Annotated in this window: 12 protein-coding genes and 1 pseudogene; 5 read left to right on the top strand and 8 right to left on the bottom strand. The window is 68.1% G+C overall.

The genetic code is table 11. The features are described from left to right. Window positions 1-179: 179 nt before the first annotated feature. Entirely contained in the window at window positions 180-380 is a 201-nt protein-coding gene (locus J5F18_RS19775) for a YqcC family protein (RefSeq protein ID WP_346300215.1), read from the bottom strand. 395 nt (window positions 381-775) lie between these two features. On the opposite strand from J5F18_RS19775, the gene J5F18_RS19780 reads away from it, so the two are divergent. From J5F18_RS19780 to J5F18_RS19795, 4 genes are all read left to right on the top strand, one after another. Continuing rightward, entirely contained in the window at window positions 776-1837 is a 1062-nt protein-coding gene (locus J5F18_RS19780) for a DUF3549 family protein (RefSeq protein WP_346300216.1), read from the top strand. Window positions 1838-1863: 26 nt separating this feature from the next. Continuing rightward, window positions 1864-2301 (top strand): RimK/LysX family protein, encoded by a 438-nt coding sequence (locus tag J5F18_RS19785; RefSeq protein WP_346302273.1) that lies wholly within the window; start codon window positions 1864-1866, stop codon window positions 2299-2301. 26 nt (window positions 2302-2327) lie between these two features. Next, complete coding sequence (gene rimK / locus J5F18_RS19790; RefSeq protein ID WP_346300217.1) at window positions 2328-3236, top strand: 30S ribosomal protein S6--L-glutamate ligase; 909 nt, start codon at window positions 2328-2330, stop codon at window positions 3234-3236. 111 nt (window positions 3237-3347) lie between these two features. Beyond that, window positions 3348-3791: a hypothetical protein gene (locus J5F18_RS19795; protein WP_346300218.1), complete on the top strand. Its 444-nt coding sequence runs from the start codon at window positions 3348-3350 to the stop codon at window positions 3789-3791. Between the two features lies 1 nt (window position 3792). Here J5F18_RS19795 and J5F18_RS19800 read toward each other — a convergent pair whose 3' ends face one another. The 7 genes and pseudogenes from J5F18_RS19800 to J5F18_RS19830 all read right to left on the bottom strand — a co-directional run bounded on the left by J5F18_RS19800 (window position 3793) and on the right by J5F18_RS19830 (window position 10558). Continuing rightward, window positions 3793-4536, bottom strand: a complete 744-nt coding sequence (locus J5F18_RS19800) for an ElyC/SanA/YdcF family protein (RefSeq protein ID WP_346300219.1) — start codon at window positions 4534-4536, stop codon at window positions 3793-3795. A 32-nt stretch (window positions 4537-4568) separates the two neighbouring features. Beyond that, a complete protein-coding gene (gene sufT, locus J5F18_RS19805; protein WP_346300220.1) occupies window positions 4569-5141 on the bottom strand; it encodes a putative Fe-S cluster assembly protein SufT in 573 nt (190 codons plus the stop codon). Between the two features lie 8 nt (window positions 5142-5149). Beyond that, on the bottom strand, window positions 5150-6406 hold the full coding sequence (locus J5F18_RS19810; protein ID WP_346300221.1) for a cysteine desulfurase: 1257 nt from the start codon (window positions 6404-6406) through the stop codon (window positions 5150-5152). Between the two features lie 34 nt (window positions 6407-6440). Continuing rightward, a pseudogene (gene sufD / locus J5F18_RS19815) lies at window positions 6441-7803 on the bottom strand (Fe-S cluster assembly protein SufD). Continuing rightward, window positions 7800-8552: a Fe-S cluster assembly ATPase SufC gene (sufC, locus tag J5F18_RS19820; RefSeq protein WP_346300222.1), complete on the bottom strand. Its 753-nt coding sequence runs from the start codon at window positions 8550-8552 to the stop codon at window positions 7800-7802. Before sufC ends, sufD begins: the two are co-directional and overlap by 4 nt. Window positions 8553-8584: 32 nt before the next feature. After that, window positions 8585-10027, bottom strand: coding sequence for a Fe-S cluster assembly protein SufB (sufB, locus tag J5F18_RS19825; RefSeq protein ID WP_346300223.1), 1443 nt, complete (start codon window positions 10025-10027; stop codon window positions 8585-8587). Window positions 10028-10093: 66 nt separating this feature from the next. Beyond that, window positions 10094-10558 (bottom strand): SUF system Fe-S cluster assembly regulator, encoded by a 465-nt coding sequence (locus J5F18_RS19830; RefSeq protein ID WP_346300224.1) that lies wholly within the window; start codon window positions 10556-10558, stop codon window positions 10094-10096. A gap of 262 nt (window positions 10559-10820) precedes the next feature. Between J5F18_RS19830 and J5F18_RS19835 the strand changes: the two genes are divergently transcribed. Beyond that, window positions 10821-11834, top strand: a complete 1014-nt coding sequence (locus J5F18_RS19835) for a TAXI family TRAP transporter solute-binding subunit (RefSeq protein WP_346300225.1) — start codon at window positions 10821-10823, stop codon at window positions 11832-11834. Window positions 11835-11991 lie beyond the last annotated feature (157 nt).

The raw sequence follows: 11991 nt of genomic DNA on the forward strand, positions 1-11991 counted from the left end.
CGCCGACCGCCGGGGCCACGTTGGCATGGGCGACCCCCGCCACCCGCGACGCCTTGTCGAAGCGCAGCACATGGTCGTGCAGCACGCCGGGCAGCGCGCGCCGGGTGGCCCCGATGCGCGCCGCGACGCGGGCCGGGTTCATGTTGCTGCCGTAGGCGAAGTAGTAAGGCATGGCGGACTCAGTTCTCGGTGACCAGCCGGTCGATCGTCTCCACGGCGCGCTTCATCATCAGCCGCTCGCTGGTCCGGGCGCCGGCCTGGGCCAGCCAGACCTCCACGGCCGGAGCCACCTCGCACTTCGCCGGCATCGGCGCTTGGGCCTCCACCAGCGCCTCCAGCCGCACGATGAACACGAAGCGCAGCCACTGGGGCAGCGTCAAGGTGTCGGCGCAGAAGGGCGCTCCATGCGCCACCGCCCGGTGGCGCGCATGGTGGCCTCCAGCTCGCGCAGGGCCACCGCCAGCTCCTGGTGAACGCTCATCTCGAAATCCTCTCGTGCATGTACCACCATTATCCCCGCTGGCCCCGGCCCCTGACCACCCGGCCAGGGTTATCCACCCCAGAGCCTGCCCCGGCCCCCCGGTTGTCCACCGCCCACAGTTTTCCTGAACGGGGCTGTGGATAATCTCTGGAAAGTCCTCGCAGAGCCCGGTCTCACGGGGCCCGGCGGCCATCGATCAAGAATTGATCAGGTGCGACTCCCCGGCACCAGGGAGACCTGCTGACAGCAAGGCATCGCCAAGGTAGAGTGCACGGTTCGATGATCGGAGAGAGCATGCGACCCATCCATACCCTTCACGACTTCTTCGTGCGCACCGGCGCCGAGGCGTGGCTCTACCACCTCGGCCGCCGCGTCGAACGCTGCGAGCTGTCGACCCTGGCCGCCTTCGAGGACGGCGAGCTGCCCTGGCCGGCTCCCTGGCAGGGCCAGGCGCGCCTCGGCCTGGTGTTTCGCCTGGGCGAGATGCGCGACCCCCTGATCTGGTTCCTGGCCCTGCCGCTGGACGAACAGGGCCGGCTGGTGCCGGCGCCCCGCGATGCCTTCCTGCAACGCCTGCTGGAAACCCTGGGGCGCAGCGTGGAAAGCGTCGGGCGCGAGGCGGGCGAGGCGGGCGAGGCGGGCGAGGCGGGCGAGGCGGGCGAGGCGGTAGAGAACCTGATGCAGGACAACCCGCTCGCCTTCACCCCCTCGCTGCCCTTCCAGGCGGTGCTGCACGCCCATGCCAGCCGGGACCTGGGGCTGACGGCGAGCCAGCACCTGGAGCCCGTGGAGGCCTACCTGAGCGGCCAGCAGGCCATCGACTGGCAGGCCCTGGGCCTGCAGGGCCTGGCCGACTTCGCCGTGCGCCTGGACGACGAGGCGAGTCATCAGCTCGCCGCTCGCCTGCCCGCCCTGCCCGGCGAAGTGCTTATCTCGCTGTGCTACTGTCTGGAGCATGTGGCCATCGAGGCGCCCCTGGCCCGCGCCCTGCGTGAGCGCGGCGAAGCCGCCGCCGGCGCCGGCGACATCGAGGGCTTCTGCGCCTGCGTGCGTGCCGTGGCCGGTGCCGACAGCGAGCAGGCCGGCGCCTGGTACGACGCCCTGCTGGCCGATGCCGGCCTCTGTGGGCCCGACCTGCTGGCGGCCATGGCCGCACGCGGCTGGCGCCACCTGGAGGACGCCGCGCGCCTGCCGCGCTTCCTCGAGCGGCTGGCCGAGTGCGAAGCCGCCGACTTCATGAGCGTGGCCCGCGACCTGGCGCTGATCCCGCGGCTTCGCCTGCCGGTGCTGATGACCCTGCGCGAGGCCACCCCGGAGAGCCCCATCGGCCGGCGCCTGGCCGCCCTGACGCGCTGACTGGCCTGCAAGGACCTACCATGACCATGAAAGAACTGCCCTACACCCCCAAGGCGGTGATCGGTCGACGCGAGATGATCACCCTGCCGGAGCTGCACCTGAGCCTGTGCGCCAAGGCGGACACTGGCGCCCGTACTTCCGCGCTGCACGCCGAGGATATCGAGTCCTTCGAGGAGGACGGCCACCTGTGGGTCAGCTTCACCACCCGCAGCGGCGGCCCCCACACGCCGCCCCATGTGTTCCGCCTGCACCTGCATGACCGGCGCAAGGTGCGCAGCTCCAACGGCCAGGAGGAGTGGCGCTACGTGATTCGCACCGTGCTGCGCCTGGGCGACCTGGAGTTCCCCGTGGAGCTGACCCTGACCGACCGCCGCAATATGCGCCACCCCATATTGCTGGGGCGCCGTGCGCTGCGCCGCCTGCTGGTGGCACCCGGCGCCGCCTTCCTGCACGGCGAACCCTGACCTCTACCGGCCATCCGGAGCCTCCGATGCATATCGCGCTGCTGTCCCGCAACCGCAATCTCTACTCCACCCGCCGCCTGGTGGAAGCCGCCGAGCAGCGCGGCCACACCACCCGAGTGGTCGACACCCTGCGCTGCTACATGAGCATCGCCGCTCACCACCCCTCGATCCACCTCAAGGGCCAGGAGCTCGAGCCCTTCGACGCGGTGATCCCGCGCATCGGCGCTTCGGTGACCTTCTACGGCTGCGCCGTGCTGCGCCAGTTCGAGATGATGGGTACCTATGTGCTCAACGACTCGGTGGCCATCACCCGCTCCCGGGACAAGCTGCGCTCGCTGCAGCTGCTCTCGCGCAAAGGGCTGGGCCTGCCGATCACCGGCTTCGCGCACTCCCCGGACGACATCCCCGACCTCATCACCATGGTCAAGGGGGCGCCACTGGTCATCAAGCTGCTGGAGGGCACCCAGGGTATCGGCGTGGTACTGGCCGAGACCAACCAGGCGGCCGAGAGCGTGATCCAGGCCTTCCTGGGCTTGAAGGCCAACATCATGGTGCAGGAGTACATCACGGAAGCCCGGGGCGCCGACATTCGCTGCCTGGTGGTCGGCGACAAGGTGGTGGCGTCCATGAAGCGCCAGGCGCCCGAGGGCGAATTCCGCTCCAACCTGCATCGCGGCGGCACGGCCAGCGTGATCCGCATCACCCCCGAGGAGCGCTCCACGGCGATCCGCGCCGCCAAGGCCATGGGCCTGCGGGTGGCGGGCGTAGACCTGTTGCGCTCCAACCACGGCCCGGTGATCATGGAGGTCAACTCCTCCCCAGGCCTGCAGGGGATCGAGACCGCTACCGGCAAGGATATCGCCGGGCTGATCATCGAGCATATCGAGAAGAATGCCGCCCCGAGCCGCAAGGCACCGCCTAAACCCAAGGGGTAATTGCGTAACTGGCGAGAAAAGTCCCCAATAGACCGCATTTATTCGCCGCCGGGGGTAGCAAAACAGTGTTTCCCCAGCCACAATCTGCGTCACCGGAGGAGGTGACCGCTCATGTTTCTCGACAATCGCCAGGTGGCGATGGACAGCGTCCTGGAGGCGCTGGCCGACAGCATTGATTATTTTCAGGACAATCTGGAGCGCCTGCATCCGTCCCTGCGCGACGCCCTGAAACCCCACTACGAGGCCAGGAGCCGCTCGATGCGCGAGCTGCAGGAGCTGTCGCGCAAGCACCTCAGCATGCTGCCCCGTGACGCCGACGTGGAGCGCGACGACTACATGTGGCTGTGGAGCCGACTGAAGAGCTTCGTCGGCAACGAGAGCCAGGTGGTGATCGGCGAGCTGCTCGAGCAGGAGCGGGTGCTGATGCAAGCCCTCTCGAGCCTCTACACCCACCCCCTGCCCGACGCGATCGAACCGGTGATCGAGGGCTGCTGGAAGGGTTGCCGGGCGCTGATTCGCGAGCTCTACGCCCAGCAGAAGCCCCGCCGGCGCTGAGTCACTCCACCGCGCTCTCTCCGCCTCCCGGCTCCCCCTCCCCAGCCGGGAAGAGCCAGGCCTCCCAGGTGCGCGGGGCAATCTCCAGAGGCTCCAGCGGGCCCAGGAAGTAGGGCTCGCGTCCCCACAGGTAGAGATCCCCCAGGGTGGCCACCCGCGCCAGCCACTCCCGCGCCTGAAGGCGCCACTCCCCGCTCACCTGTCGCGAGGGCGAAGGCACCGCGCAGCCGGTGACCTCCAGCCCCAGCGCATCGGCAATGAACAGCGCCCGCGGCAGGTGCCAGGCCTGGGTGATCAACAGCGCCCGCTCCACGCCGAAGACATCACGGGCACGGGACAGGGTATCGAAGGTACTGAAGCCGGCGTAGTCGAGCGTCATGTCGCCGTCGGCCACCTGGCGGCCGCGAAGATCGCGCCACATGGTGATGGGCTCGTTGTAGAACCGCGTGCGATTGTCGCCGGAGAGCAGCAGGTGGTCGACGCGGCCCAGCCGGACAAGCCGTGCCGAGGCGCTCATGCGCGCATCGAAGTAGGGGTTACGCACCCCACTGCGGGTCCAATGGGAGGTACCGAAGACGATGGCGACCCGCTCGGCGCCACACAGCGGCAGCTCCTGCTCGATACGGGCGTGAGTCTGGGCCAGTACCCAGAGGTTGGCGACCACGAGGAGCAGAGCCGCCAACAGCGCGGCAGCGCCCAGGGTCATCAGCAGCCCGTGAAAGGCCTTCCACACCGCTACCTTCATGGCCCTCCCTCAGGCCCCGCATGGGTGGTGCGTCAGAACATGCCGAGCTCGAGCTTGGCCTCGTCGCTCATCATCTCACGACTCCAGGGCGGGTCGAAGACGATCTCGGTATGCACCTTGCTGATCTGAGGGGCGCCGAGGATCTTGTTGCGAGCATCCGCGGCGATGACGTCGCCCATGCCACAGCCCGGCGCGGTGAGGGTCATGCGGATGGTGACGATGCGCTCACCGCTGATCAGCCGCTCGATGCGACAGCCGTAGACCAGCCCCAGGTCGACGATATTCACCGGAATCTCCGGATCGAAGCAGGTGCGCAGCTGGTCCCAGACGAACTGCTCGATCTCATCCTCGGTGGCCGACTCGGGCAGGGTCGGCCGCGGCAGCGCCTCGAGCCCCAGGGCATCGAGGTTGGCGCCCTCGATCAGGTAGAGGCGCCCCTCGAAGCCCACGCTCACCGAGCTGCCCTTGGCCTGCATCACGCTGACAATGCTGTCCTCGGCCAGGGTCACCGTCTTGCCGAAGGGGATGGAGATCGCCTCCACGTCCCGCTGCAGCGGCAGGGTCTGCCCCTTGTCGAGGCTGGCTATCTGCTCGATTTCGCTCATGGGGCTCCTTACCTCACCATGCCGATGACCCGCCAGAGGGCCTCGATGAAGGTGTCGATCTCGTCCAGGGTGTTGTAGGCGGCAAACGACGCCCGGCAGGTGGCATCCACGCCGAACTGGGCCAGCAGCGGCTGGGCGCAGTGGTGGCCGGTGCGGATCGCCACCCCGAGCTGGTCGATCAACAGGCCGATGTCCTGGGAGTGGGCCCCGTCGACCACGAAGGAGAGCACCCCGGCCTTGTCCGGGGCGGTGCCCAGGATGCGCAGGCCGTCGATGCGCGAGACCCCTTCGGTGGCGTGTGCCAGCAGGCGGGCCTCCCAGGCGCCGATGGCCGCCAGGCCCACGCCGGTCACCCACTTGAGCGCCTCGCCCAGGGCGATCACCTCGGCGATGGCCGGGGTGCCGGCCTCGAACTTGTGGGGAATCTCGGCGAAGGTGGTGCCGGCCTCGAAGGAGACGGTCTTGATCATCTCGCCGCCGCCCTGCCAGGGCGGCATCGCCTCGAGCAGCGCCGCCTTGCCGTAGAGCACGCCGACCCCGGTGGGACCGTAGACCTTGTGGCCCGAGAAAGCGTAGAAGTCGGCGTCGATGTCGCGCACGTCCACTTCCTGGTGGGGCGTGGCCTGGGCACCGTCGACCAGGATCAGCGCGCCCCGGGCGTGGGCGATGGCCGCCATCTCCTTGACCGGGTTCACGGTGCCGAAGGCGTTGGAGACATGGTTGACCGCCACCAGCCGGGTGCGCTCGGTGAACAGCGCCCGATAGGCGTCGAGGTCCAGCACGCCGCGCTCGTCCACCGGGATCACCTTGATGGTGAAGCCGAGCTCCCGGGCCAGCAGCTGCCAGGGCACGATGTTGGAGTGGTGCTCCAGGCGCGAAATGATCACCTCGTCGCCGGCCCCGAGGTTGGCTCGGCCCCAGGCGTTCACGGCCAGGTTGATCGCCTCGGTGGTGCCGCGAGTGAAGACGATCTCGCGGCGCTCGGCGGCGTTGAGGAAGCCGCGCACCGTCTCCCGGGTGCCCTCGAAGGCCGCGGTGGCTTCGTCGGCCAGGGTGTGCAGGCCGCGGTGGATATTGGCGTTGTAGCGACCGTAGTAGTCGTCGAACGCCGCGATCACCTGGCGCGGGGTCTGGCTGGTGGCCGCGTTGTCGAGATAGACCAGCGGCCGGCCATGCACCTGGCGGGACAGGATCGGGAAGTCCATCCGGATCGCCGCCACGTCCAGGGTGGGGCTCTCGGGAACAGGGGTGGCCAGGTCGGTCATGGCAGGCTCCTCCTCGTCTCGGCGCCGTGCGCCATCATTCTTCGCCCAGGGCGACCGCGGCTTCCACCAGCCCGGCCAGGTTGAAGCGCTCGGGCAGCTTGCCGGCCACGGCGAGCTCCACGCGCTCGGAGATGGCGTCGAGGGCCACCCCTTCCAGCACCTCGCCGGCGAAGGCCAGGGTCAAGAGGCCGCGGGCCGTCGGCTCGTCGATGCCGCGGGTGCGCAGGGCATAGACCGCCTCCTCGTCGAGCTGGCCGGTGGTGGTGCCGTGGGAGCACTTGACGTCGTCGGCATAGATCTCGAGCTCCGGCTTGGCATCGATCTCGGCGCGGTCGGAGAGCAGCAGGTTGGCGTTGCTCTGGTAGCCCTCGATCTTCTGGCTATCGCGCTTGACCACCACCTTGCCGTTGAACACCCCATGGGCACGGTCGTCGAGGATGCCCTTGTAGTTCTCGTTGGAGTAGGTGTGGGGGGCGTTGTGGTTGGCCAGGGTGTGGCTGTCCACGTGCTGGCGCCCCTGGCCATAGAAGAGGCCATAGAAGTTGGCGGTGGCGCCCTGGCCGTCGAGTTCGCTGATCAGGTCGGTGCGCACCAGGCCCCCGCCCAGGTTCAGGTTGAACGAGGTGTAGGTGCTGTCACGCCCCTGCTCCACGTGGATGCTGGCCACGTGCAGGTCGGCCAGCGGCGCTTCCTGCAGCTTGTAGTGGGTCAGGATCGCGCCGCGGTCGAGGATGATCTCCTCCACCAGGTTGGTGCATCGAGTTGGCCGCGGCCTCCTCGCCCACATGGTGCTCGACCAGGGTCGCCTGGCTGCGCCCGCCGGCCTCCACCAGGAGGCGCGGGTGGCTCATCACCGGGGCCGTGCCGGCCCGGGAGAGGAACTGCACCACGATCGGCTTCTCGACTACCGTGCCCGGCGCCAGGCGCAGTACGGCGCCTTCCTCCATGAAGGCGGTATTGAGCGCCGAGAAGGGCGAGAACTCCACCCCGGTCAGCCGGCCCAGGGGGCCGCCCACCGCCTCGTGGTTCTCCTCCAGCGCCCGGGAGAGCGGCGTCAGCGTCACCCCCGTCGGCAGCCCGTCGAGCTGGGAGAGTGCCGCGGAGAAGACGCCGTCGACGAAGGTCAGCCGATGGGCGTCGAGAGGCAGGGTCAACGCCGCCGCCGCGGCCGGAGAGAACTCGGCGTTCTCGGCCAGGGCGAAGTCGCCCCGGGCGATGGCGCGCACGTCGGTATACTTCCACGCCTCGTCGCGGCGGGTCGGGAAGCCCAGCGCCTCGAAGCGGGCGGCGCCGGCCTGGCGCCGGGCGGCGATCCAGGTCGGCTCGGCGCCACGCCCGGCGCGGAACTCGGCCAGGCGGTCGAGAAAGGTCTTCACGTCGCTCTGAACGTCACTCATGCGGCGGACTCCTCCAGCACCCAGTCATAGCCACGGGACTCGAGCTCACGGGCCAGGTCGGCGTCACCGCTCTTGACGATGCGGCCATCCACCAGCACGTGCACCTTGTCCGGCACGATGTAGTCGAGCAGGCGCTGGTAGTGAGTCACCAGCAGGATGCCGCGATCCTCGGCGCGCAGGCTGTTGACGCCGTCGGCCACGATCTTCATGGCATCGATATCGAGGCCCGAATCGATCTCGTCGAGCATGGCCAGCTTGGGCTGCAGCACCAGCATCTGCAGGATCTCGTTGCGCTTCTTCTCGCCGCCGGAGAAGCCCTCGTTGACGGAGCGCTGCAGGAAGCTGGCGTCCATCTTCATCTCGGCGGTCTTCTCCTTGACCAGCTTGAGAAACTCCGGCGCCGGAATGTCCTCCTGGCCATTGGCGGCACGCTTGGCGTTGAGCGCCGCCTTGAGCAGGTAGATGTTCTTCACCCCGGGGATCTCCACCGGGTACTGGAAGCCGAGCAGCAGACCGGCCAGGGCGCGCTCCTCGACCTCCAACTCCAGCACGTCCTTGCCCTCGAAGGTGATGGTGCCGGCGGTGACCTCATAGCCCTCCTTGCCGGCGATCACCGCCGAGAGGGTCGACTTGCCGGCGCCGTTGGGGCCCATGATGGCGTGGACCTCACCGGCCTGGATGGTGAGAGTGAGGCCCTTGAGGATTTCGTTGCCCTCGACCGTGACGTGCAGATCCTTGACTTCGAGCATCTTCATTACCTTTGAAATTCTGAAAAATGGGATTAGCCGACCGCGCCTTCCAGGGTGACGCTGAGCAGCGCCTCGGCCTCGACGGCGAACTCCATCGGCAGCTCCTGGAAGACGTCCTTGCAGAAGCCGTTGACGATCATGCTCACCGCGTCCTCCTCGGAGATGCCGCGGCTCTGGCAGTAGAAGAGCTGGTCCTCGCCGATCTTGGAGGTGGTCGCCTCGTGCTCCACGGTGGCGGTGCTGTTGCTGATCTCCTGGTAGGGGAAGGTGTGGGCCCCGCAGGTATCGCCGATCAGCAGGGAGTCGCACTGGGTGAAGTTGCGCGCCCCCTTGGCGCGCGGGCCGATCTTCACCAGTCCGCGGTAGGACTGGTTGCTCTTCCCGGCGGAGATGCCCTTGGAGATGATGCTGGAGCGGGTGCCCTCGCCGATATGGATCATCTTGGTGCCGGTATCGGCCTGCTGGCGGCCGTTGGTCACCGCCACGGAGTAGAACTCGCCGATGCTCTCCTTGCCGCGCAGCACGCAGGAAGGGTACTTCCAGGTGATGGCGGAGCCGGTCTCCACCTGGGTCCAGCTGATCCGCGAGCGGTCGCCGCGGCAGTCGCCGCGCTTGGTGACGAAGTTGTAGATGCCGCCCTTGCCCTCCTCGTCACCCGGGTACCAGTTCTGCACGGTGGAGTACTTGATGTCGGCATCATCGAGCGCCACCAGCTCCACCACCGCGGCGTGCAGCTGGTTCTCGTCGCGCATCGGCGCGGTGCAGCCCTCCAGGTAGGAGACCTGGGCGCCCTCCTCGCAGATGATCAGGGTGCGCTCGAACTGGCCGGTGTTGGCGGCGTTGATGCGGAAGTAGGTGGAGAGCTCCATGGGGCAGGTCACGCCCTTGGGCACGAAGACGAAGGAGCCGTCGGTGAACACCGCGGAGTTGAGCGCCGCGAAGTAGTTGTCACCCTGGGGCACCACGGTGCCCAGGTACTGCTTGATCAGCTCCGGGTAGTCGCGGATGGCCTCGGAGATGGAGCAGAAGATCACCCCCGCCTCGTAGAGCTTCGCCTTGAAGGTGGTAGTCACGGAGACGGAATCGAACACCGCGTCCACCGCCACGCCGGCCAGGGCCGCGCGCTCGTGCAGGGGAATGCCGAGCTTCTCGTAGGTCTCGAGCAGCTTGGGGTCGACCTCGTCGAGGCTCTGGGGACGATCCTCCGGACGCTTGGGCGCGCTGAAGTAGGAGATCGCCTGGTAGTCAATGGGCGGATACTCCAGGTGCGCCCAGGAGGGCGACGTCATCGTCAGCCACTTGCGGTAGGCGTCCAGGCGCCACTCGAGCATCCACTCGGGCTCGCCCTTCTTCTTCGAGATGAAGGCGATGGTGTCCTCGTCGAGGCCGGGCGGCAGCGTGTCGCTCTCGATGTCGGTCACGAAGCCTTCCTTGTACTCGCGACGGACAAGTTGTTCCATTTCCTGACTTGCCATGATGTCTTCCCCTCCCGGGCGGTTGGGCTAGCGAGGCGGGCTCGCCGGGTTGATTCTGTGGGCGACTCAGGCCGTGTCGGCGGCCAGGGTCACACTCTGGATGGGCAGCTGCACCGGCAGCTTGATCGGCGCGGTATCGGCCAGGTGGGCCAGGGTCACGCTGTCGAGCAGCGTGCGCACGGCCAGCGACACCCGCTGCCAGTTGTCCGAGACGCCGCAGGTGGCGACCAGGTCGCACTCGCCCTCGGCATGGCTGCACTCGGTCATCGCCACCGGCCCCTCGATGGCGGTGATGATGTCGATGGCGGTGATCCTGGATGCCGGCCGCGCCAGGGAGTAGCCCCCCTGGGCGCCGCGCCGCGACTCCAGCAGCCCCGCCTTGACCAGCATCTTGAGGGTCTTGGCGACCGTGGGATGCGGCAGCTGCACCGCCTCGGCCAGCTCCCCGGCCGCATGGGGCTGCTCGGGATGCCGAGCGATCTGGGCCATGACCACGGCGGCATAGTCGGTCAGCCGCGAAAGCTTGAGCATGCTGCCCTCCTGGGTAGCGCGCGGCCCGAAGGGGCCGCGCCTCGATTGGGGACCATTTTAGTCCTGTATGGATTCGATGTGAACCCCTCTGGCGGTTTCTGCACGCCGACGCAGAGGATGTCGGCACGTTCGCCACCGTTACCATCAATAACGACAATCGTTATCATTGGGAAAGCCCGGGTCTCCCCGCCGATCGGCGCTAAGCCTGACGGGCTGCTAGACTCCAGGCAGACCAGGCAATGCGACTCGGCAGGAGACCGCGATGAGCACCCAGCCCTACTCCCCCCGGCGTCTCGTCCCTGTGGTGCTGAGCACCCTGTTGACGGCCCTGCTCCTGGCGCTGCCCCGCCAGGCGCTGGCCGAGCCCTCTCCGCTAGTGATCAGCACGGCCAGCCCCACCGGGGTCTATCACATCACCGGCCAGGTGCTCTGCCGGCTGGTGGCGCAGCCCTGTCGGGCCCGCCCCTCCGATGGCTCCGTGGACAACCTGCGGGCCCTGCGGGACGGCGAGGTCTCCATCGCCCTGGCCCAGTCGGACCTGCAATACCATGCGGTCCATGGCAGGGAGGGCTTCGCCGAGGCGGGCCCCGACGAGGAGCTGCGGGCGCTCTTCTCGATTCACAGTGAGCCCTTCACCCTGGTGGCGAGAAACAATGCCGGGATCGAGGCCTTCGACGACCTGGCCGGCCGTGCGGTGAATATCGGCAACCCCGGCTCCGGGCAGCGCGGCACCATGCTGCAGCTGATGGCGGCCCGGGGCTGGACCCACGGCGACTTCGCCCTGGTCAACGAGCTCCCCGCCGACCAGCAGTCCCTGGAGCTCTGCCATGGCAACATCGACGCCATGGTCTATACGGTGGGCCACCCGGACACCTCGATCCGCCAGGCCGTGGATCTCTGCGATGCGGTGCTGGTGGACGTGGAGGGGCCCTATGTCGATGCCCTGCTGGAGGACGCCCCCTACTTCAGTCGGGCGACCATTCCCGCCGGGCTCTACTACGTACTACGCCGACCAGCCGGAGATCACCACCTTCGGGGTGCGGGCCACCCTGGTGGCCACCGAGGCCACCGACCCGGAAGAGGTCTACGCCGTGGTAGCCGCGGTGTTCGACAATTTCGCGCGCTTCACCGCCCTTCACCCGGCCTGGTCGGGGCTCGAACCCGAGGCGATGATCCGCGAAGGGCTCTCCGCGCCGCTCCACGAGGGTGCCCTGCGCTACTACCGGGAGCGCGGCTGGATCGAGGCCGAAGCCCCGGAGGAGACCGACGAGGATGATCCGACCGAGGGCGACGAAACCGCCGGCCTCACGCCACCCTTGACGCCTGCGCCCTCTTGACTCGACTAGGAGCCTGTCGGATTTGACCGATCGTCGCGAGAGATTCGGATTTCGAGGCAAGTTTATCGATCTGATGAGGCGAATAGCGCGCTATTT

It is taken from the genome of Halomonas sp. BM-2019 (assembly GCF_017584085.1).